The following is a 22,780-nucleotide window of genomic DNA, read 5'->3' as shown; positions in this document are numbered from 1 at the left end:
GAAAATTAAGTTAACTAAACAATAATACTAAATAAAAATAATAAAATTATCTTTTATAACATAGGATTAATTAGGAATTTGAATGTACTTTTACGCAGCTAGGCAGCCAATACTAGATATAAATAAAAATCTATTTGCCTATGAATTATTATTTCGCGACAGCATCATCAATGTTTTCCCTGATATTGATGGTGATGAAGCAACAACAAAAATTATTGAAGCCAGTAACTTTAATCTTGGCATTAGTGAATTTACTGGCAACAAACCTGCCTTTATTAATTTTACTTTAGAAACCCTCATAAAGGGTTATCCAGAAACATTAACACCAGAAGAAGTTGTTGTTGAAATTTTAGAGACCGTAACACCAGGTAAAAAGTTATTATCGCTATGCAAAGATTTACATGCAAAAGGCTATACCATCGCGCTAGATGATTATATTCATCAACCGGTATGGCAACATTTCTATCCTTTTATACAGATCATAAAAATTGACTGGCAAATCACCACATTAGAGACCATAAAAGTTGTAAAAGCTGCTATTAAAGATTTCCCACATATTAAACTGCTAGCAGAAAAAGTTGAAACCTACCAAGAATATAACCAAGCATTAGCATTAGATTTTGAATTATTTCAAGGCTTCTTTTTCGCTAAGCCTGAGATGATAAAAACTAAAAGCCTATCACCATCACAAATAGCAATGGCAGAGCTACTCTATGAAACCTCAAAAAAAGAGTTAGACCTTGCCAGTATTACATCAGTTTTTGAACGGGATGTGACTTTATCCTATAAACTCCTGCGTTATGCAAACTCAGCTATTTTTAGACGCCGCACTGAAATCTCCACAATTAAACAAGCACTTGTTATATTAGGTTCAGCTGAATTAATACGTTTTCTTGGTTTAATGTTTGCAGCAAATATTAACCCCGACAAACCCTCTGAGCTTATTAACGCAGCTATGACCCGAGCAAAATTTTGTGATTTAATGGCCAGCGAAATTAAATCACCACTGGATAACTCCATCGCCTTTTTAACCGGTTTATTGTCGTTAATTGATGCCATTGTTGACGAAGACTTGGCAAATATTCTCACCAAGCTACCATTAGCTCAACAAATCAAAGATACGTTATTAACCCGCAAAGGGGATATGGCCGCATTAATTATACTGTTAGAGTTTATTGAACGAGCAGAATGGTCGAAAACCAACATAGTAATGGCTAAGCTTGGCTTAAAAAAGGCCAAGGTCCTTAAAAGCTATAATCAAGCACTCGCTTGGGCTGACGAACAAAAACTTGCCAATTATTAGTCATCAGTTAACAAGGCTTTAAAGGCATTGCATAGCTGTCAGTGAAGTAGCGCTCAGCTTTCAGTTAACTTTATGGGCTTAAAGCCATCAAGTTAACTGAAATTTAACTGCCTTTGGCACCAATACCGACTGAAAAAACAAGACTCTGTTGTAAATGCTTGTTGGCCGATCTCGTTAATCGCCCACTTAACGGTTGACGGACTAAAGTCCGACCTACAAAAAACGATCACCCAACGATACATTATCACCCATAGGCCCTATGTAGGTTGGACTTTAGTCCATCAAGTTTAAATACAGCTATCAGTAAAGATAGCTGTCAGTTATTCATCTGCCAAGCGTACTAATGTCTGCTTGGTTTTACTGAAAGCTTATAACTGATAGCTGACAGCTTTACTTTTATTTTCAGTAACTTAACTATTCAAAACCATTAGGGTTTTTAGACTGCCAGCGCCACGTATCTGTAATCATAGTCGCTAAATCACGTTTTGCATGCCAGTCCAGTAAAGTATTCGCCACACTTGCATTGGCATAAACAGTGCCAATATCACCGGCGCGGCGCGGCGCAATGTTATAAGGGATATCTTGTCCTGAAATCTCTTGAAAAGTGTTAACAATCTCTAACACCGAGGTACCATTACCTGTGCCTAAATTAATCGGTACGCAGCCTTTAATGTCACTTAATGCCTCTAACGCTTTAACATGTCCTTGGGCCAGGTCGACTACGTGAATATAATCTCTAACACCTGTGCCATCAGGTGTCTGATAATCGTCACCAAAAACTTGTAACTGCGCTAATCGGCCAACAGCGACTTGTGACACATAAGGCAATAAATTATTCGGAATACCATTAGGGTTTTCACCAATAAGGCCAGATTCATGCGCGCCAATCGGGTTGAAATAACGTAAACAAGCGATTGACCATTGCTCATCACTGCGCGCTAGATCAAAGAGAATATTTTCAATCATCAGTTTAGTTTGACCATAAGGATTGGTCGCAGACGTTGGCATAGTTTCATCAAGTGGCGAGGGATTATTTTCACCATAAACTGTTGCTGATGAACTAAATACTAAGTTTTTAACCTTGTGCTCTGCCATAACTTGCAAGAGTGTTACCGAACCAGAGACATTATTATGATAATAACTTAATGGCATAACACTCGACTCACCCACAGCTTTTAAACCGGCAAAGTGCACTACAGCTTCGATGTCATGTTGCTCAAATACTTGCTTTAGTGCTTGGCGATCACAAATATCGGCTTGAATAAATGTCACCGACTTATCTGTTATTTGCTTAATACGGTCCAACACTAATGTTGAAGAGTTTGATAAGTTATCAACAATAACAATATCTTTATCTAGCGCCAATAATTCAACAACGGTGTGGCTACCAATAAAGCCCGTTCCGCCCGTGATCAACAAACTCATCTTTAAATCCTTATAAGGTTAATGCTATTTATTATTGAATACTCGAAAGTAAACTATTGATAATATTTTGACACCAACGCAATGAATTTACCAAGTTTTTCTTTTGGCAGTTGATTGATACCCGCCGCTGCGGCTCTACCACCGCCGGTGTCAAATTGTGCACACAGTTCACCAGCGCCTACTTTGTTATTAATAGGTGCGCGTAGACTTAGCGTATAACTAGCATCAATATTTAAGGTAATTACCGCATGCGCTTTATTAGGCTCTTGATTCGCTAATTCATTACCATAAACACCACTAACTCTGCGTGACCAAGCAGCATCTTCAAGTTCAATAAGCTGTAAAAAAGCATCATCGTGCAATACACTGGCCTGTTTAGCTTGTGCCATATCACTTAGATAAGCTTGCTCAAGAATAGCAAAAATAGAATTGGCTTCATTAATCAAGGTAAATGGATCTGGATAGCTAAGTAAGGTGGTAAATAAAACATCAGGGGCAATATGTAAATCATCAACCGTGCGACCGTAGCCGTTATAGTTAATATAAATTCCTAAAGCTTTCAACTGTGCCTGCTCGCTATCTGACAAACCGGCTTGCTGCGCTAGCTTCTCTGCCGCCAGTAACATATTATCGCCAAAAGCCCCGACAATAGCCCATAAAACATATTTATCAGCTAAATATTGATTCACCAATAAGCTGGTACAAGTATTGGCGTCAATATCGATAATTTTATCTAAATACGGAGAGGTTGGTATTTCACCCGTGCGATGATGATCAACATAAAATACTTGGATATTATTGCTAAGTAAGGCCTCTAAAGCAACAATGTTTTTTTCCATAGAAATATCAAGCACGGTGACAGAAGTTGCCTGTTCGACAGGTACTTGCTGTAATAATTGAATGTCGCGTTTAACGCCAGTGATCAGTGTTGAGGCTTTAGGCTCAGCCAAACGCAATTGTAACAGGGCAATAATGCCGTCAGCATCGCCATTAAAAACATCATAATGCATGCAAAAATCTCCTATAAAAAATGATTTACCTATGCAATACGCAAAGGTTACTTGTAAGTTTTTTGTAGGTTCAAGGTTGGACTTTAGTCCATCAGGTTTTAAAACAGCTATCAGTTTGAAGCTGTCAGTTTTAAAGAAAAACCACTTTCAGTTTATTTACCCGTTTGGCTTTACCCTACTGCATTGTTTATTCGCTTTGCGGTTGACGGACTAAAGTCCGACCTACATAAACAATCACCTAAACCTACATTGTCACCCGTAGGCTTGATGTAGTTTGGACTTTAGTCCATCAAGTTAAATGAAATTTAACCGTATTTGCCATTAATCCCAAACAAAAAAACACCTGCTGCCAATGTTTGTTGGCACATCGCCTTATATAGCCTGCTTAACCGTTGACGGACTGAAGTCCGACCTACAAAACAATCGCTTAAATTTACACTGTCACCCTTAGGCCTTTGTAGGTTTAACTTTAGTCAATCAGGTTTTAAAACAGCTATCAGTTTGAAATTTTAAGCTGTTAGTTTTAAAGAAAAACCACTTTCAGTTTATTTACCCGTTTGGCTTTACCCTACTGCATTTTTTATTCGCTTTGCGGTTGACGGACTAAAGTCCGACCTACATAAACAATCACCTAAACCTACATTGTCACCCGTAGGCTTGATGTAGGTTGGACTTTAGTCCATCAAGTTAAATAAAATTTAACCGTACTTGCCATTAATCCCAAACAAAACAACACCTGCTGCCAATGTTTGTTGGCCCATCGCCTTATATAGCCTGCTTAACCGTTGACGGACTGAAGTCCGACCTACAAAAATTTTAAACTATCGGTCAAGAGTAGCTGTCAGTAAAAGAATAATTGTCTGTTTGATTTTACTAACAACTGACAGCTTTACTTCTAGCTGACAGCTTTATTACTGACTTAAATTAAGCAGCTATAAAACCCTGTTCAATGAGATAATCAACAACTTGTTGAGCACATTGTTCAATATTTTTATCAGCCGTATCAAGATGAATCGCTGGGTTTTCAGGCGCTTCATAAGTAGAGTCTATACCGGTAAAGTCTTTAATCTCACCTGCTCGAGCTTTTTTATATAAGCCTTTAGGGTCGCGTTGCTCACAAACAGCAATCGGCGTATCGATAAAGACTTCAATAAATTCTCCATCCTCAAGCTTGTTTGCCGCCATTACGCGATCAGCGGCAAAAGGAGATATAAATGCGGTTGAAACAATTAAACCAGCATCAACAAACAGTTTTGCCACTTCGCTAATACGGCGAATATTTTCAACTCTATCTTCATCACTAAAACCCAAGTCGCCGTTTAAACCATGGCGAACATTGTCGCCATCCAGTAAATAACTATGGCAATGGCGTTGAAAAAGTAGCGCGTCAACCGCATTAGCAATGGTCGATTTACCTGAGCCACTAAGACCGGTGTACCATAACAAACAAGCTTTTTGCTTTTTGATATCAGCGCGTTGTGTTTTGCTTACTTGTTGAGTGTGCCAAACCGTATTTTCAGTTTTCATATTAGTCCAGTGACATATTGCTGATTAACTATATTTTTATCGTTTTAAGCGCTCAGTTAACACTTTAAGTGCCAGGCGATTAGCCTTCAGTTAAAAATAGTAGTCAGTTTTAAATTTATATTAGTGTTTAAAATAACCTGGTCAAAAACACTGTACGAGCTTTTTAGGCAAAACTAAAAAGGAAATATTTGCGGTATTAAGATTAACACCACTACACTATAAGTCAGTGTTATCGGCCAACCGAATTTAATAAAATCAGTAATCTTATAGTTACCGGCATTAAACACCATAATATTAGTTTGATAACCATAAGGGCTGATAAAACTACCACTAGCGCCAAAGGCCACCGCCATAACTAACGGCAAAGGGTTAACACCTAAGCCAATGGCAATATTATACGCTAGCGGAAACACTAAAGCCGCAGCAGCGCTGTTAGTAATAACTTCGGTCAAGACTAAGGTAATAAAAAACATCACCACCATGGCGATGATGGCACTTTCTCCTGCTAACAATTGCTCAATTTCATTGGCAAAAATTCCTGCGACACCGCTATATTCAAACGCTTGCGCTAAGGTTAATGCTCCCAGCACAATTAGCCAAATTTCAATCGGAAATCGGCGCTTAATTTCATTAACCGTTAAACAACCAGTTAAAATCAATAACCCAAGATAAAACATTAAGCTCGACAATAAACTTATATTAGTCACCATGGTCAGTGCAATGGCGATAATAAAGCCAAAAATAGCTAAAGAGTCACGCCAACCTGTTAGCATATCGTCGGGTTTATGACCGGAAAGAATAAAAAAGTTTTTCGTTAAATTAGTGCGCGCGCAAAAATCAGAGCCAACCGCTAAAACTAAAAAGTCGCCAGCTTGAACTTTTATATCACCAAGTTTGCCAGAAAGCGACGTACCCTCTCGGCGAATAGCGACAACAGCGGCATCAAATCTAGCCCTAAATCCTGCGGTTTTTAAGGTTTTACCGACAATAGCAGAGTCAGGTTTAATCAATACTTCGGTTAGGTTTTCCCGTAACAAACCCTTTTGCTCAGCAAATAATGTTAAGCCATCAAATTGCTGCAAGACTAAAACCTTGCTGATGTCACCACTGAAAATAAGCCTGTCATTCGGTTGTATTACCTCATCTGGCGTTACCGGGGAAATAAGCCGCCCGTAGCGTACTAACTCGACCAAAAACAAAGTGTCTAAATTTCTTAAGCCATTATCTTCAATGCTTTTTCCAATGAGTTTAGAGTTAGGCTTTACTTGTGCTTCAACAAGATATTCCTTATCACCTAACTGCTCGTTTGGCGTATCAGCTAAAGTATGTTGACGCAATAATATAATAAATAAACAGGCAATAAGTGCAGCGCCACCAACTAAAGTAAAGTCAAAAAAACCTAAACTTTGTTGACCTTGTTCTAGCCATAACGAATTAACAATTAAGTTAGTTGAAGTACCAATTAAGGTTAAAGTGCCACCAAGAATAGCGGCGAATGACAAGGGTAATAACAATTTACCAGGATTGACCACGGTGTTTTTTTTCACTACCGAAATTAACGTAGCTACCACCGCCGTATTACTAATTAATGCCGAGCTCAAAGCAGTAAATATAAGCGTTCTAAAACTTGCAGTAGATGCTTTGCCATTGAGCATTAACGCTGATATACGCCTTAAAATACTGGTGCGTTCATAAGCAAAAGAACATAACACCAATAATAATAACGTGACTAAACCAGGATTTACCGCGTTACTGAGAATATCGTCAGTGCCAACAAATGACGCCGCTAAACACAATAATGTTGTGCTACCAAAAACCCGTTCCGGTTTGTTTGGAAAAAAAACCAGTCCAATAAGCGTTAATGCAAATATTGCGACCAGTAGCCACTGCGTATACAACATAATGTAAACCTAATCCAAGTTCTAACTACTGTTCGAAAAGTAAATATCGTAAAATTATAAACAATTAAGTGTACAAATACTGAGTGATAAAACAGTATCCTCTGCCATTTTTTTGGCCCATCACGTTAATTGTCCGCTGCACAGTTGACGGACTGAAGTCCGACCTACATAAAACCTGTAGGCCCATCACGTTAATTGCCCGCTGCACAGTTGACGGACTAAAGTCCGACCTACATAAAACCTGTAGGTCCATCACGTTAATCGCCCGCTTTACGGTTGACGAACTAAAGTCCGACCTACATATAGGCACTTAACTTTAATGTTATTTCAATAAGTCGCGTGCGCCCCAATGTGGGAAGTGCTTGCGAACTAAGGTGTTAAGTTCTTGCTCAAACGCTGAGTACTGATGATCTTGTTTCGCTTCAAGCGCGCCGTTAATCATACCGGCACCGACAGTAACATTGCTCAATCGATCAATAATAATGAAAGCACCGGTCGCTTTATTATCACCATAAGCGTCAAAATGTAACGCTTCAGCCACTTCAAATTGAGCAACACCGATTTCATTTAACGCTAATTGGTCAACAGAGAATTCCTCTAGGGTATTAACATCAATGCGATGATCAATTTTTAATGCGTGCCCTGTTGTTAGCTTGCTACCATGTTTAATATAATATTCACGGCCTGGCTCTAATTCGTCTTCATGCATCCAAACAATGGTCGCACTTAGTTCTTTAGCTGATATAGGAATACTGCCTTTTTTGACAATCATTTCGCCACGACTGATGTCAATTTCATCTTCAAGGGTCAAAGTAACCGCCATACCGTGGTCGGCGCGATCAATGTTACCTTCAAAAGTTACAATCGATTTTATCTTACTTTGCTTACCTGATGGTAAGGCAACAATTTCATCACCAACGCGAATATGCCCTGAGCCAACTGTGCCAGCAAAGCCTCTAAAGTCTAAATTTGGACGATTAACATACTGCACTTGCAAGCGAAATTGGGTAAAGTGTTTTTGATCATCTACCTTAATAGTGTTCAATAACTTCATTAACGTAGCACCCGGATACCAGGGCATTTTGCTACTTTCGTCAACAACATTGTCACCATTAAGGGCTGAAATAGGCACAAAACGCACATCTTCAAAAGCTAAGTCATCGGCAAATTTGCGATAATCTTTTTTAATTTCTTGATAACGGTTTTGGCTATAATCCACCAAGTCCATTTTGTTAACTGCCACTAAAACATGCTTAATGCCTAACAAAGAACAAATATAAGAATGACGGCGAGTTTGCACTTGCACGCCGTGACGCGCATCAATCAAAATAATAGCCAGGTCACAAGTTGAAGCGCCCGTAGCCATATTGCGAGTATATTGCTCATGGCCAGGCGTATCGGCAATAATAAACTTTCGTTTATCAGTAGCAAAATAACGATAAGCAACATCGATAGTAATGCCCTGCTCTCGCTCTGACTGCAAACCGTCAACGAGCAAAGCTAAGTCGATAGCTTCACCGGTAGTGCCCGACTTTTTACTGTCGTTTTTAATTGCCGCTAGTTGATCTTCAAAGATCATTTTTGAATCGTGTAATAACCGGCCAATTAATGTACTTTTGCCATCATCAACGCTACCACAAGTAAAAAAGCGCACCATTTCTTTGTTTTCATGCTGCTTCAAATAAGCTTCAATATCGGTTTCAAGTAAGTCGTTCGTCAGTAAATCTTTCTTCGGTGAATCTATCATCATCATTCCTAAATATGTAAAGACATAGGTGTTAGCTATTAGTTAGAAGCTGTCAGTAAAAACACTAAAACCTTCTCTTAATTCTTTTCTTGAAACTTCTATTTCACTTACCGACCGCCGACAGCTTTAAACTTGATACTATATTTTAAAGCTGATGGACTAAAGTCCAACCTACATAGCACCCACATAGACTCTACGGATAGTAATATCGGGTTTGGCGATTTTTTTGTAGGTCGGACTTTAGTCCGTCAACCACAAGGCTGGCATAAAACCTAATCGACCAAACCCAACTTGCATGAAATAGTTTTATTACTGAAAGCTTCAAACTTCTATTTCACTTACCAACCACAGAAAACTTTAAACTTAACGCTATATTTTAAAGCTGATGGACTAAAGTCCAACCTACATAGAACATACAGCTGGTAATATCGGGTTTGGCGATTTTTTTGTAGGTCGGACTTTAGTCCGTCAACCACAAGGCTGGCATAAAACCTAATCGACCAAACCCAACTTGCATAAAATAGTTTTATTGCTGAAAGCTTCAAACTTCTATTTCACTTACCAACCACAGAAAACTTTAAACTTAACGCTATATTTTAAAGCTGATGGACTAAAGTCCAACCTACATAGAGCATACAGCTGGTAATATCGAGTTTGGCGATTTTTTTGTAGGTCGGACTTTAGTCTGTCAACCACAGGCTGCCATAAAACCTAATCGACCAAACCCAACTTGCATGAAATAGTTTTATTGCTGAAAGCTGACAGCTTAAAACTTCTTTTAAAGCTTAGCCTTAAAAGTACCCTTCCATCTTTTTCTTCTCCATTGAGCCTGCTGAGTCGTGATCAATTACACGGCCTTGGCGCTCGGAGGTTTTTGTTAATAACATTTCTTGAATAATTTCAGGTAAGGTTGTTGCAGTTGACTCAACAGCACCGGTTAACGGATAACAGCCTAAGGTTCTAAAGCGTACACTTTTCATTTGCACCACTTCATCTTTACCAATCGGCATACGCTCGTCGTCAACCATAATTAAAGTGCCATCGCGTTCTACTACTGGGCGTTTTTCAGCTAAATAAAGTGGCACAATTTTAATGCCTTCTAAATAGATATATTGCCAAATATCAAGCTCGGTCCAATTCGATAAAGGAAAAATGCGAATGCTTTCGCCTTTATTCACTTTGCCATTATAAATATTCCACAGCTCAGGACGTTGGCTTTTAGGATCCCAACGATGATTTTTATCACGAAATGAATATACCCGCTCTTTCGCACGTGACTTTTCTTCGTCACGTCGTGCACCACCAAATGCGGCATCAAAACCATATTGGTCAAGTGCTTGCTTTAGGCCTTGGGTTTTCATCACATCGGTATGTTTAGCACTACCATGCTCAAACGGACTAATATTCATTGCCATGCCTTCAGGGTTTTTATGCACCAGCAAATCAAAACCATGCTCTTTTGCCATTTGGTCACGAAATGCAATCATTTCTTTGAATTTCCAATTGGTATCAACATGTAATAGCGGAAAAGGTATTTTGCCAGGTGCAAAAGCTTTGCGGGCAAGATGAAGAAGGACGGCAGAGTCTTTGCCAACCGAGTAAAGCATCACAGGATTATCGAATTCTGCGGCAACTTCTCGAATAATGTGCATTGATTCGGCTTCTAGCTTTTGTAAATGGGTTAATTGCATTGCTGACCACTAATGTTGACATGATATTATTGTTTAATATCATGCCACAGCGGCAAATCATTATCCATATAAGTAAATGCTTGTTTATACTAAAAAAGTATAAAGAGAAAGAAAGATTAAACTTCTCATTCTAAAAGTTAAAGCTATTGCAAGTAAATTTAGTCATAACTTTAAGGAATAGCTTTAACTAATAACTTTAAATAATAACTTTAAGGAGTAGCTAATAACTAATGAGCCAATAACAAATAAGGATAATGAGAATAAATAGTCAAAAGCACATATTTATTACTATAGGCCAAACATAGCTGGCAACAGCAACGAAAGGGACTTACTCATATCAGCAAGCCATATTTTTACGTCAATGTAAGTCGTTAAAGTAATGCAGAAGAAATTACCAAGATGGTGAAGATGGCGAGGAACAACACCGTAGACACATGCTTATTGTTCGAGACTAAACATAAGTACCCACATCAACATAAAAAATTTACTCATGCCATGAAGCCATATTGTTACATGGCGGTAAGTCATTAAAGTAATAAGGGCATTACCGAGGTAGACCCTTAGAATAGTCGGTTATTTATTTTAAATGCTATTGGTTAAGTTACTCTTATAACGACGGATTAATGCCAATGACGAGGCAGAAAGTTTTTCGCTGTCAAGATCGCTCATTGGCTGCGCCATCACGTTCAGCACTTCTTTACCAAGTTGCTTACCTAATTCAACACCCCATTGGTCGTATGAATTTACCTGCCAAATTACGCCTTGAACAAATATTTTATGTTCGTACAGCGCTAATAAAGCGCCAAGCGAGTGGGGGTCTAAGCGTTCCATTAAAATAGTATTACTTGGGGTATTACCTTTCATGGTTTTATGAGCGGCTAGCCTATTCGCTTCAGCTTCGCTAGCGCCAGCATCAAGCATTTCGGCTTTCGCTTGTGCCAAGGTTTTACCTTGCATTAATGCCTCACTCTGGGCCAAACAATTAGCCACTAAAGCGTCATGATTAGCCAAATGTTTACTGGTTGGAGCAAGAGAGAGAATAAAATCTGTTGGAATAATATCGGCACTTTGATGCATTAACTGCATAAAGGCATGTTGGCCATTGGTACCTTCCTGGCCAAAAACCACAGGTGCAGTTAAATAATTCAGCGTTTCACCGGTACTAGAGACCGACTTACCATTACTTTCCATATCGGTTTGCTGCAAATAACCCGGTAAGGCTCTTAGCGCATGATTGTAAGGTAGAATAGCTAAGCTAGGGTAACCTAAAGCATTTCGATTCCAAATACCTAGCAACGCCATCATTACCGGCATGTTCTGCTGAAACGGGGCGCTTTTAAAATGCTCGTCCATGGTATAAGCACCGGCTTTTAAAGCCTTAAAATGGCTATTACCAATAATCAATGCCAGTGGCAACCCCACTGCTGACCATAAAGAAAATCGCCCACCAACCCAATCCCACATTGGCAGAATATTATTGGCATTAATACCAAACGCTGTTGCAGCCTCAATATTACTGCTAACCGCATACCAATGTTGAGCCATAACCTCTGCCGACGAATAGTGAGGTTCAGCCAAAGTATTAAGCATCCAAGCTTTTACAATAGTGGCATTAAGCAAAGTTTCTTGGGTAGAGAATGTTTTAGAAATCACCACCACGAGTGTTGTTGAAGCGTTAAGTTTGGCAAATTTTTCTTGCGCGGCATCACCATCAACATTAGCCAGCACATGGGCTTTCAGCCCTGGCTGATGGTAAGGCACAAGTGCTGACAAGGCCACCTTAATACCGTAATAAGAGCCGCCAATACCAATAGCAAGGATATCAGTAAACTTTTCACCAGTAACCGAGCGAACCTTACCTGAGTGCACATCATCAACAATAGCGGCCATTCTGGCTTCAGTGTTAATAACCTCTTCGGCTTGCACGCCTAAAACATCAACTTTAACCGTATCAGGTGCACGTAATACGGTATGTAAAACCGCTCGTTGCTCGGTAGTATTTAACATTTCACCCGAAAACTGCGCTGCTATTTTACCGGCAAGGTCAACCTGCTCAACCAAAGTAAATAGTGGCGTAAATTCACTATCAACAATGTTTTGCTTAGCATAATCTAAGAACAATCCCGCCGCCGAAATGGCATAGTTTTCACTGCGCTTGGGGTTTACAAATAATGAAAAAATATTACGGGTTAGTGCCAGTTCAGTAAACTGCGATAAATTAGTTACGTCCATATACCTATACTTTTAATAAATGTGTGTTAATAAAGAAAAATTCCAATGCACCTGTAAGTAAGACCTTAGTCCGTCACCCCAAGCCAACAAAAAAACATCATAACCCATGGAAGACACTCCACGTAACTAAACAACAAAATTATTCACAGGAAGAACAGAAGGCAAACACACAAAATACGCAGTACTTTAAAATACCTAAAGCCCTACTTCATCCCCTACTCATTGTTTCCTCCTGTAAAAAATATAAAACCATATCTCAGGGTTACCTGGCCACATTACCCACCGTCACTATAAAAACTCATTAAAATCAGTTCTATATTATTTAAAGAAAAGCACCTTATATCGACACTATAGCCCTTCTTTTCAGCTTAGTTAATCCAAGATCCACCTTTACTTCAAACTTCCCTACTTCATAATTTTTTGACTGATGCTTAACTTCAACCATCAGATTTTTTTATCAACATCATTTACTGCAATAATATCTACTTCGTTATGTCCTTCACTATCCCAGTAACCACCAATAGCATTATACTTTTTAGACTCAATAAGTAATGCTTTAAATAATGATTCAAGTTCAATGCTTGAAAAGGTTTTAAAATCTCTTGATATTACACTTCGAAGATACTTAAAATTCTCCATTTCAACAGCATTACTGTTACTGTAGATTTATCGAAACCAAAAACGTAAAAAAGGGTCGGTTATACTGTACCTAACATCTCTAGAGTTTTCTTTAGATGTTAACGGATGTTTTTTCAATAACATCAAACACCTCTTCTAGCTCGTTCAGTTCGGTACCAACACCCATTTTTAGAAAGCCTTCAAGTTTTGCCCTTGTTGTGTTTCCTTTCGATATTCCCCCTAGTACACTAAAATATGTTCTGTGATCTGAACCGAAATCTTCAACTAACCTATACACCCCTTCTTGTATAATAGGAGAGTATTCTGAAAGTAAACTGTTAAATACATCATCACTAGCCCCTTTCAACCATTCAAGATGTTTTGGGATCCCTCCTGAAAAATACCACCACTGCAGCATTTTTTCTGTTGAGTACTTGTTGGAATCAAGCATTATTCCTTTAATGTAAGAAAGGGCTAAAGGTTGAATTTTAAAAAGTCATCATCGCGATTTAAAAACGGCTCTTTTGAGCCTTTAATAATTTTAATCATTAAACTATATAAAGCCACAACATAAAAAATGCATCATTGACTTTGACTTACTTGGATCCCAAAAATTCTGAAGGCCAGAAAACAAACTAGAATTAATTTTAGCTATATTCTGAAACTCATCAACCAAAACAATAATGGGAGTAGTCATGGTGTAATGAAAAAGAAAGTCAAAAATATCTCTCAATAAAGACGGTTTAAAAAATTTAACATAAAGTTGCACAGCTATAAGGTTTGCGAACTCTTTTACCAGTACAGCCTCAGGTTTTCTAATGATAAACAAATATAAAAATTCACTATCAATAGTAGAGAATGCTTCTTTTAATAAACGTGTTTTTCCTACTCTTCTTCAACCAACAACTGCTGACTTGGTCAACTAAATTCAGTCACCCTAGTTAAGTTCTTAAAGTTACCTTTTTCAATTATCTTTCTTTACATTTAAATACATTTGGACTTTGATAATCAAGATATGAGTGCATTCTGTTGCTGCTGTATCACATCGTGAGGTAGCTCAGTACATCTTGCTGGGATGTATAACGTGTTCGGTAATTACACCAATTTACTCGCTCTTGTTTTAAACTACCGAAGAAGCTCTCTGTTACCGCATTATCTCAGCAACAACAACTTTTCTTACTCATACTACTAACAAAACCATGTAACCTCAGTATTCGTCTATATTGAAAACCTTGATCTGAATGGACTATCAATCCAGCCTTTGGGTTTCGTTGCACACCACCATCGTGAGTGCATCACAAACAAGTTGAGCTTTCATTCTTGTCCCCATGCTCCAACCGACCACTTTACAAAAATATAGGCCCCTTACTGTCGCCAAATATAGCCAGCTTTGTGAAGTCAATATGTAGGTAATGTCTTGAACCCACGCCTGATCAGGTTGTTGAAAATCACAGTCTTGCTCAAGTTCGTTAGCGCAGACGGGCTTGTTGTATTTACTGTTTGTCGTTGCTTTATATTTTTTCTCATAACGTACCCAAACGTTTGCCTCTTTCATTAACTACCATTTTTTCTGGGGCTCACAAGGAAATTAAGTGCATTTAAGGCTTTTTGAATACGTCTTTCGCCATAAGTATTATCGCTATATTTTGCGATATCTTTCACCCGTGCCAGCGTCTCTTGATAGGTTGTATCAATCGGCCTTTGAGCCTTTCTTTTTTGAGCATTATGATAGTTGTTGCTTTTTACACCCAGCACGCGACACATCAGTATCACCGGCCAGATCTTCTTATGTTGGGTAATAAATGCGTATTTTACTTTGTTTCTTTTGCAAAGAAGTCCGTCGCTTTTTTTAATATTTCACGCTCCATTTCTAGGCACTTCACTTGAGCTTTAAGTTTACGTATCTCATCTTGCTCAGGCGTAAGTTTTCCGTTACCTCCAAAAGCATGCCTATAATCTTTTTCAGCTTCTTTGATCCATTAACCAAGTATTTGAACACTGACTTCTAGATTTCTAGCTGCTTCTGCTACAGCGTAGTTTTGATCTCTAACGAGAACTATTGCATCTAGTTTGAATTCTTTTGAATAATTTTTACGATTTTTCATTTGTATCCCGAGTAAAGTCAATTATGTTTTAACTAAGGTAGTCGGATCAATTAGACCATGTCATTATTCAGAGGCTGCAAATAGCAGAGCACAAAAAACATTATTCGACAAATTGAGCCGGCATACACAGGAATCAAAAAAGATCTTTTTCATTTGCAAGCTCAACGTTTCGCTTGTCAAACTGATGCACAACGGGCACTAGATAAATTGGCGAAAAAGATGAAGCACCATCAAATAGCGACTCGACAGTTTATTGAGCATAAAGTCTACGAAGGTAAAGGACGGCATAAAAAAATGCACCAATAAAAAGTATTTAATGGAAAATCACCACAGAAATGGAAGAAAACGAAACCGCCATAAAAAAGATTGTAGAACAAAAATCGTGTTTTATATTAGCAACGAATATTTATAAAAAAGCGCTTTCACTTGAAGGTTTGCTTAAGCATTACAAAGCACAATTTGAAGTAGAAAAAGAGTTTAAGTTTTTAAAAGAACCCTTATTTTTTGTATCATCATTATTTATCAAAAAGCCAAGTAGAATAGATATTCTGTTGATGGTGATGACACTTTCATTGTTAATTTATTCTATCGCGCAAAGACGAATGAAAGCTAATTTGAAGAAAGAAAAAAAAAGAACCATCATAGCGGATCAAATCAATAAAGAAATACCTAACCCAACATTACGTTGGGTCGTTCCGTGTTTTGAGGAAATTAATCTACTCCAGCAAGGCGAAAAAATAAGCTTGGTTGGTTTTGATGAGTTAAGGGAAAAGATAATAAGACTCATTGGTGGACATGCATTGCATTTATATAAAATCCAAAAAGTTACCTAGGGGTCTGATCAATGTCTGTTATAATTTTTCAATTTAAGGTGTTCTGTAATTTAGGCTGGGTTAAGTTTATAAACTTCGTAATCTCTTTCTACCAATTCTATATCAACATCATCTATTATAAAAAAAGTCCTATAGTGTCAGCCCTGCACACAACGTTTAAATATTTCAACACTATATGATACTTCTCCCGATTCCAAAAATCATGAATTAGTATTTTTAGCCTAAGATTTTTGTGACATTCTATAATCACTTTCAAAATACACGCCGCTCTAAATCGTCCATCAATTAAAACTAAATCTATTAATTTAACATCAATTGAGTCAAAAAAATTTGAAGAATACATTTCAAAAATCGTTTTAGAACCTGCATATTTTGGATAACCGTAATCCCTTGTAGGACCAATATTTACCAAAAAACATTCAAACGTTTATTCTCAAAATATCTAACAACTATGTACTTTCGCATAAAACTTAGCCATTCAGAACTTGACTCAACCGTATACATCATCTTTTTTGATTTCTAAATGGATCGTAAAGAGCTGCCACCTAAGCCAAACTCCAGATAATACTGTGATTCTTTAATTGCATCGTCAAAAATAGCTATTTCTACATCAGACATAAAAAATGGATAAAAAAGAAGGTATGGCGGAAATTGCTCTAATTTCCTTATTGCATTACCTAAATATGTTTTAAAATTCATTTGTTTTATTTACCTCTTCACATAACGGCTTCTTGTGTAGGTGGATCTGTACATTTGAGCTACTTTATTATTTAATAAAGTAGCTCAAAATATCTTATTTTAAAATCTTAAATATATTTTTTAAAATGAGTCAGATGCGCGCCACACAATGGTTGATTTTTCAACGGGTGTTTGCGTAAATCAACTAAACCCATTAGATCTCATCTTCTTTTCTAAATTTCACAAATAAAGTTATCGGTCATAAGACTGGAACTTAGTCAAAAACGCAAAAAGAGCTATCGCAAATCAAGAAACGTCAGCAAAATATGGCTGGCCTAAAATACTAATCAGAAGCTTAGTACTTTAGTGCACAGTAGTTTACTTGAAATACCTGGGAAATAATGAAATTCGCATTTTGAAGTCACTTAGGTATAGTAAATCGATTTTTACTTAGGTGCTACCAAATGGAACGATTTTCAAGGCTATTTTTTATTACCAGTTGTATCATTATTATTTTCAGCTTAGGAGTCATTTCAAGTAAATATAATTTATTCCCCTCGCGTGCATTCGATTTTCTTTATCGTAATACAAACTCGGCTATAAGTACCTTTAAAGGAGAGCTTCCTTGGTATTATATTAGACACTCAGTAGAAAAGTCCCTCGTACACCAAAAACAATCAGAAATACAACATGCTCTTACATTAATAACAGCAATGGGGCCGTCATTTATACCAAATATTAAAGTAATTGATAAACACGGAGTGACTGTACACACTTGGAAACTAAACTGGTTCGAAATATGGCCTGATGCAACGCATATTCCTAAAAAAATGATTCCAAAAAATCTCCCAGGTACACACATACATGGATCCAAACTTTTGGCTAATGGCGATATATTATTCAACTTTGAAAACTTAGGATTAGTCAGACTAGATATCTGTGGAAATGTAGTCTGGAAGTTGCCTAGGCTGACTCATCACTCTATTAATCAATCTTCGTCAGGTGATTTTTGGATACCAAGTCAAATCAGGTATAAAAATAAACTTACTGGATTCCCCAATTTTATCCCTCCGTTTAAAGATGACTTGATATTAAAAGTATCTCAAAAAGGTGAGGTCTTAAAAGAAATATCAATCGCCTCACTTTTGAAAAAAAATGGTTATGAAGGATTACTTTACTTATCAACACTCAAAAGCCGTAATATTCCAGTTACTGGCGATTTGTTTCATCTGAATGATATTGAAGAGTTCCCCCCTCACCTTAAAGAAGGCATTTTTTCTCAAGGAGACTTACTTGTGTCACTACGAAATATCAGCACGGTGCTTGTATTTAACCCGATAAATTTAAAAATTAAATTTATAAGTACTGGACTAGTTACGCGACAGCATGATCCTGATTTCATAGATGGAAATACCTTGTCTATTTTTGATAATAATACATCTACCAGAGGAAGACGAGGCAAAAGTAACATAGTCTTTATTGATGCGTTGAGTGGACAGAAAACCAACTACTTCTCAGGAACTAGGCAACTCCCATTTTATAGTAACATAATGGGTAAACACCAATGGTTAAGCAATGGTAACTTATTACTAACTGAATCCATGAATGGTAGAGTATTCGAGATTTCCCCACAAAAGAAATTGATTTGGGAATATATAAATATAGTGGATAGTATGTCCATTGCTGGTATCATGGAAGGTGGAGAGCGCCTTTCAGCTGAATTCAATATCAATTTTTTTAAAACAAAACAACAAGAGTGTATAGCCAGGTAATATATGATCAAAAATCTAGTTCTATTTTTAATACTACTATATCCAACTTGCTCACTTGCTTACATCGGCCCTGGTGGTGGATTATCTGCAATCGGTTCTTTTATTGCGCTGATAAGCCTAATTTTATTTTCATTAATTGGTTTTTTTTGGTTCCCACTTAAACGTCTACTCAACAAAAAAGAGCAAAAAGAGCAAAAAGAGCAAAAAGAGCAAAAAGAGCAAAAAGAGCAAAAAGAGCAAAAAATCGACAATGAAACATCTGAGTGATTCAAGACATGATTGCTCATATTGAAGTAATATTAACTATATTTTTAACTTCTTATCTATTTACTAAATTAACACTTGTGAGCCAAGCTAAAAATATAATCACCCTTTCCCAAGAAACGAAAAAAGCACTGTTCGACAGTTCAATAAGTGATAAAGAAAAAGAACGTATATCACAGAATGCTGCGTTTGAGATGCTTAAACTATTTATTGTCATTAGCTTTTTAACATTTATATGCTTAGGTGCACCTTTTGTAATATTATACCTGCTCGAGCCCGTTACAGGTTATTCAATTGACGTAATTTATTCACTGCTCAATTCTCCAATATATATCGTCTCTTTTTTATTGGTAGGTCTATTTGCACATCGGTTAAGAGCAAACAATAAGTAGGCCAAAGAGTCTAGATAACGTCTCTGAGATAGAATACATATTCTTGATTATAAAAAATGTGTACCCTATGCTATCCAGGGGGTATTTCCGTTCTTTGCAGAAGTATAAATATGCGTAATTTTATTATTTTTTACCAAAAAAGAAGGCAGCACACCTGTCCGATTACTTGATAACTTTAAACAGGTGTCAATTATTCATCAGGTAGAAACTTGACATGGAAACCTTTTGACGTCAAGTGCTGTTGGCTTATGTCCATAGATGCACTTAAATCTTGTCTGGGTCAGATATTTAAATTTGCTCCAATCGACAACAAGCAGCTCAATGACATTTATACCAAAACATCAACCCATTCTCTTGTTCCAATTCATAGGAAAGTCGTAGTTGGTTTTAAGATGCGCTTTATTAATCCACACAGCCCATTTCATATCTCTAGTGTTGCAATTTGGAATAAACTTGTTCGTAAACTAATACAAAGAACAAATGGAGATTCATTTAAAATATGTTACCTAAAGTATTTAATAAATATAAAGATGTAGTACTTTTTCTGTGCGTCAAGACTTATTGAGGTGCGGATTATCAAAATATTATGATGACGGTACAGGTAAACCTGGTCATTTATAACTTAAATTAGCTAATGACCAGACGCAAAAAAATACATAGGTAATATCATCGTTAATTGTAAACGTCTTGATAAGTTCATTAAGAAGTGTAAAAATATTCTTATTCGAAGACATGAATTATTGATTGAATTTAAATCTGCCGGTATTGACGTTTACCCATTGTGATGCAAGAATTTTTTGGCAGATAAATCTAGTTATCTTAATCATTTTTTTGACTTAATAGATTTAGATATTTCTCAACAGGAAATTAATACCGTACTTAACCACGATGCGTATTTCAAAAAAGTACACTCTAATGATATTTAAACATTTGTTTCAAACCACCAAGATGTGATGGAAAAAATAGGTGTGTGTTTTTTTTGTCAATATAATTAAAATAAATTATCATCTCGAGAAATAATTTGTTAAGTAATAACTTGAACCAAACATTGAACAGATCTTTTAAAAATAGTATGAACTTGATTTAATTATGAATAATCACATAAAGTGGCCATTGATCAGTGTGTATATGCCTACAAAGAATAGGTCTAGCTTATTAAAAAAAGCTATCGACTCGGTATTAAATCAAGATTATGAAAATTTTGAACTTATCATTATTAATGACGGCTCTACAGATGATACACTTTTCGTATTACAAGATTATCAAAATAGATATGCAAACATTTACTGCGTTCACAATAAAACTAGTAAAGGTATTGCTCAAGCAAGAAATCAAGCACTGAAAAGCTGCTCTGGTGAATTTGTAACCGGTATTGATGATGACGATTATTTTTATCCTGATCGCTTAAGCTCTTTAATGGTCTCTTACGATGATAAATACAGCTTTATTTGCAGCAGTGTCATATGGGATTTTGGTGTTAGGACAAAAATAGCAGACAGTCGCCGTAAAATCATTAATTTGACGGAACAACTAAACTATAATCATGCGACGACTCAAGTTTTAGTTAAAAAAGAACGGCTTATGAAAATCGGTGGTTTTGATAATAATTTAGTGGCAAGAATTGATTATGATTCTTGGACACTTTTAATTGAAAGGTATGGTTGTGCTTTACGTATTGATCACCCCACATATATCTTAAATAGATGTCGTGATATAGAACGTGTAACATCAAGTGATAACAATATTATCGGTAATCATCAATTTTTAGCAAAACATAAACATAAGATGAATACTCATAATTTAATTAATCATGAGTTTAGAGATTTGTATGCCCGTGACGCTCCCTATGCCTTTAAAACCTTTATCTCACACTTACCTGCTGGCTATATATTAAATAAATTCAAATACTATATACGCAGAAATTTTTTACCTAGGTGGCATAAATAACCATGTTTAAAATAGAAATCAAAGGTGTTGAGTTTAATAATAAAGGTGCTGAACTTATGCTACTCAGTATTATTCAAGCTCTTGACATCCATTTACATACCTATCAATTAGTCTTATCTCCAGGTCATTTATTACCCTATGAAAAAAGAGCAAAACTGGGTGCTTGGCAAAAATTTAGTTTTTCATTTTTTGGAATAGATTGGACATGGCTAGGTAACTTATTTCCTACGAAAATACGAAAAATGTTACATCATTTTGGTATTATCGTTGAAAAAGACATTGACATAGTACTCGATGCTTCAGGTTTTGTTTATAGTGATGAGTGGGGAGAAAACAGATTAAAAAAAACCCTTAAGCAGTTAACAAAAATGCAAAAAAATGGTCAATGTTATATTTTTTTACCTCAGGCATTTGGTCCATTTACGGGTAAAAATGATGAGTTAATGCAAAAAATAATTGCTAAATCACAACTGATCATTACACGAGATCAAGTATCTTATAAACATGTATCATTGTTAGCTAAAAGAGGTGAGGCGTTATGTTTCCCAGATTTTACAACACTACTCAGTGTGAATAAAATATCTCTACCTGAGCATCTTCCTACAAAGTATGTATGTGTTATTCCCAACCACAAAATGTTCTCACAAAAGTCACCTGCGGATAAAAAATGTTATATTCAGTTTTTGATAACTAGTATAAAAGCGATTGAAGAATGTGGTTTGACGCCGGTATTACTCAATCATGAAGGTAAAGAAGATTATGATATTTGCTTAACTATTGTTGAACAAAACAAAAATAAATTAATAATTTTGAATGAGTTAGATGCATTGAAAGTAAAAAAAGTCATTGCACAGAGCTTTTTTTGTATTTCGTCACGCTTTCACGGTTGTATCAGTAGCCTTTCTCAAGGAGTACCTGCAATATCGACGAGTTGGAGCCATAAATATGAAGAATTATACCGTTCATATCAATGCGAAGATTTTTTACTCGAAACAACGATAAGTAAAGTAGAATTATTAAAAAAAATAGAAAAAATCATTAACCAACGTGAGCAACAATCAAGAAAGCTACTACGTTTATCACAAATACATAACAATCAATGTAAAGCGATGTGGAAAATTGTATTTGATAAAATGCAAACATAAATTTCCTTAACCCTATCAATATTACCAAAGGATATGGTTTATTACATTTTTTAAAAGATACCGCAGGGCGGGATTATGCTTTGCTTTATTTTTAACCAAATAAAATTTCCGCTCTAAATTTAGCATCCCAACATGCCCGCTGCATTTTACCTGCAACACTATCTGTTAGTGGGTGTGCTTTGATTAAGTT

General features: G+C 36.6%; 17 protein-coding genes and 1 pseudogene. 7 read left to right on the top strand and 11 right to left on the bottom strand.

All coding sequences use genetic code 11. The features are described from left to right. The first annotated feature begins 82 nt into the window (after positions 1 to 82). Entirely contained in the window at positions 83 to 1,303 is a 1,221-nt protein-coding gene (locus ESZ39_RS05535) for an EAL and HDOD domain-containing protein (protein ID WP_146878829.1), read from the top strand. Between the two features lie 414 nt (positions 1,304 to 1,717). On the opposite strand, the gene galE is transcribed toward ESZ39_RS05535, so the two are convergent. The 10 genes and pseudogenes from galE to ESZ39_RS05485 all read right to left on the bottom strand — a co-directional run. Next, positions 1,718 to 2,728: a UDP-glucose 4-epimerase GalE gene (galE, locus tag ESZ39_RS05530; RefSeq protein ID WP_146878827.1), complete on the bottom strand. Its 1,011-nt coding sequence runs from the start codon at positions 2,726 to 2,728 to the stop codon at positions 1,718 to 1,720. A gap of 53 nt (positions 2,729 to 2,781) precedes the next feature. After that, positions 2,782 to 3,738, bottom strand: a complete 957-nt coding sequence (locus tag ESZ39_RS05525; protein ID WP_146878825.1) for a DHH family phosphoesterase — start codon at positions 3,736 to 3,738, stop codon at positions 2,782 to 2,784. A gap of 924 nt (positions 3,739 to 4,662) precedes the next feature. Beyond that, entirely contained in the window at positions 4,663 to 5,265 is a 603-nt protein-coding gene (gene cysC, locus ESZ39_RS05520; RefSeq protein ID WP_146878823.1) for an adenylyl-sulfate kinase, read from the bottom strand. Between the two features lie 173 nt (positions 5,266 to 5,438). Then, a complete protein-coding gene (locus ESZ39_RS05515) occupies positions 5,439 to 7,166 on the bottom strand; it encodes an SLC13 family permease (RefSeq protein ID WP_146878821.1) in 1,728 nt (575 codons plus the stop codon). A 322-nt stretch (positions 7,167 to 7,488) separates the two neighbouring features. Continuing rightward, positions 7,489 to 8,913, bottom strand: coding sequence for a sulfate adenylyltransferase subunit CysN (gene cysN / locus ESZ39_RS05510; protein ID WP_146878819.1), 1,425 nt, complete (start codon positions 8,911 to 8,913; stop codon positions 7,489 to 7,491). A gap of 791 nt (positions 8,914 to 9,704) precedes the next feature. Then, entirely contained in the window at positions 9,705 to 10,604 is a 900-nt protein-coding gene (gene cysD, locus ESZ39_RS05505) for a sulfate adenylyltransferase subunit CysD (protein ID WP_146878818.1), read from the bottom strand. Positions 10,605 to 11,186: 582 nt separating this feature from the next. Further along, positions 11,187 to 12,836: a glucose-6-phosphate isomerase gene (gene pgi / locus ESZ39_RS05500; protein ID WP_146878816.1), complete on the bottom strand. Its 1,650-nt coding sequence runs from the start codon at positions 12,834 to 12,836 to the stop codon at positions 11,187 to 11,189. A gap of 444 nt (positions 12,837 to 13,280) precedes the next feature. Further along, positions 13,281 to 13,502 (bottom strand): DUF234 domain-containing protein, encoded by a 222-nt coding sequence (locus tag ESZ39_RS05495; protein ID WP_223270258.1) that lies wholly within the window; start codon positions 13,500 to 13,502, stop codon positions 13,281 to 13,283. Between the two features lie 64 nt (positions 13,503 to 13,566). Continuing rightward, on the bottom strand, positions 13,567 to 13,905 hold the full coding sequence (locus tag ESZ39_RS05490; RefSeq protein ID WP_146878812.1) for a hypothetical protein: 339 nt from the start codon (positions 13,903 to 13,905) through the stop codon (positions 13,567 to 13,569). A 592-nt stretch (positions 13,906 to 14,497) separates the two neighbouring features. Beyond that, positions 14,498 to 15,559 (bottom strand): annotated as a pseudogene (locus tag ESZ39_RS05485) (IS3 family transposase); the annotation flags it as partial. Between the two features lie 153 nt (positions 15,560 to 15,712). Between ESZ39_RS05485 and ESZ39_RS17735 the strand changes: the two are divergent. Both ESZ39_RS17735 and ESZ39_RS05480 read left to right on the top strand, forming a co-directional pair. Beyond that, positions 15,713 to 15,865, top strand: coding sequence for a hypothetical protein (locus tag ESZ39_RS17735; RefSeq protein ID WP_191321711.1), 153 nt, complete (start codon positions 15,713 to 15,715; stop codon positions 15,863 to 15,865). A gap of 17 nt (positions 15,866 to 15,882) precedes the next feature. After that, positions 15,883 to 16,392, top strand: a complete 510-nt coding sequence (locus ESZ39_RS05480; protein WP_317615706.1) for an IS1634 family transposase — start codon at positions 15,883 to 15,885, stop codon at positions 16,390 to 16,392. Between the two features lie 519 nt (positions 16,393 to 16,911). On the opposite strand, the gene ESZ39_RS05475 is transcribed toward ESZ39_RS05480, so the two are convergent. Then, a complete protein-coding gene (locus ESZ39_RS05475) occupies positions 16,912 to 17,091 on the bottom strand; it encodes a hypothetical protein (RefSeq protein ID WP_146878808.1) in 180 nt (59 codons plus the stop codon). A 443-nt stretch (positions 17,092 to 17,534) separates the two neighbouring features. On the opposite strand from ESZ39_RS05475, the gene ESZ39_RS05470 reads away from it, so the two are divergent. From ESZ39_RS05470 to ESZ39_RS05455, 4 genes are all read left to right on the top strand, one after another. Beyond that, on the top strand, positions 17,535 to 18,842 hold the full coding sequence (locus ESZ39_RS05470) for an arylsulfotransferase family protein (protein WP_146878806.1): 1,308 nt from the start codon (positions 17,535 to 17,537) through the stop codon (positions 18,840 to 18,842). A gap of 3 nt (positions 18,843 to 18,845) precedes the next feature. Further along, entirely contained in the window at positions 18,846 to 19,109 is a 264-nt protein-coding gene (locus tag ESZ39_RS05465; protein ID WP_146878804.1) for a hypothetical protein, read from the top strand. A 1,517-nt stretch (positions 19,110 to 20,626) separates the two neighbouring features. After that, on the top strand, positions 20,627 to 21,445 hold the full coding sequence (locus tag ESZ39_RS05460) for a glycosyltransferase family A protein (protein WP_191321710.1): 819 nt from the start codon (positions 20,627 to 20,629) through the stop codon (positions 21,443 to 21,445). A gap of 2 nt (positions 21,446 to 21,447) precedes the next feature. After that, positions 21,448 to 22,590, top strand: a complete 1,143-nt coding sequence (locus ESZ39_RS05455) for a polysaccharide pyruvyl transferase family protein (protein WP_146878801.1) — start codon at positions 21,448 to 21,450, stop codon at positions 22,588 to 22,590. Positions 22,591 to 22,780: the final 190 nt, after the last annotated feature.

The sequence above is a fragment of the Colwellia sp. C1TZA3 genome (assembly GCF_007954265.1).
GTDB lineage: Bacteria > Pseudomonadota > Gammaproteobacteria > Enterobacterales > Alteromonadaceae > Cognaticolwellia.
The sequence above is the reverse complement of the archived record's forward strand: the minus strand, read 5'-3'. Positions and strand labels throughout refer to the sequence as shown.

Excerpts from the sequence above, each read along its gene's own strand:
- ESZ39_RS05535 (WP_146878829.1), top strand. The coding sequence starts at position 83 with ATGTACTTTTACGCAGCTAGGCAGCCAATACTAGATATAAATAAAAAT.
- galE (WP_146878827.1), bottom strand. The coding sequence starts at position 2,728 with ATGAGTTTGTTGATCACGGGCGGAACGGGCTTTATTGGTAGCCACACC.
- ESZ39_RS05525 (WP_146878825.1), bottom strand. The coding sequence starts at position 3,738 with ATGCATTATGATGTTTTTAATGGCGATGCTGACGGCATTATTGCCCTG.
- cysC (WP_146878823.1), bottom strand. The coding sequence starts at position 5,265 with ATGAAAACTGAAAATACGGTTTGGCACACTCAACAAGTAAGCAAAACA.
- ESZ39_RS05515 (WP_146878821.1), bottom strand. The coding sequence starts at position 7,166 with ATGTTGTATACGCAGTGGCTACTGGTCGCAATATTTGCATTAACGCTT.
- cysN (WP_146878819.1), bottom strand. The coding sequence starts at position 8,913 with ATGATAGATTCACCGAAGAAAGATTTACTGACGAACGACTTACTTGAA.
- cysD (WP_146878818.1), bottom strand. The coding sequence starts at position 10,604 with ATGCAATTAACCCATTTACAAAAGCTAGAAGCCGAATCAATGCACATT.
- pgi (WP_146878816.1), bottom strand. The coding sequence starts at position 12,836 with ATGGACGTAACTAATTTATCGCAGTTTACTGAACTGGCACTAACCCGT.
- ESZ39_RS05490 (WP_146878812.1), bottom strand. The coding sequence starts at position 13,905 with ATGCTTGATTCCAACAAGTACTCAACAGAAAAAATGCTGCAGTGGTGG.
- ESZ39_RS05475 (WP_146878808.1), bottom strand. The coding sequence starts at position 17,091 with ATGAATTTTAAAACATATTTAGGTAATGCAATAAGGAAATTAGAGCAA.
- ESZ39_RS05470 (WP_146878806.1), top strand. The coding sequence starts at position 17,535 with ATGGAACGATTTTCAAGGCTATTTTTTATTACCAGTTGTATCATTATT.
- ESZ39_RS05465 (WP_146878804.1), top strand. The coding sequence starts at position 18,846 with ATGATCAAAAATCTAGTTCTATTTTTAATACTACTATATCCAACTTGC.
- ESZ39_RS05460 (WP_191321710.1), top strand. The coding sequence starts at position 20,627 with ATGCCTACAAAGAATAGGTCTAGCTTATTAAAAAAAGCTATCGACTCG.
- ESZ39_RS05455 (WP_146878801.1), top strand. The coding sequence starts at position 21,448 with ATGTTTAAAATAGAAATCAAAGGTGTTGAGTTTAATAATAAAGGTGCT.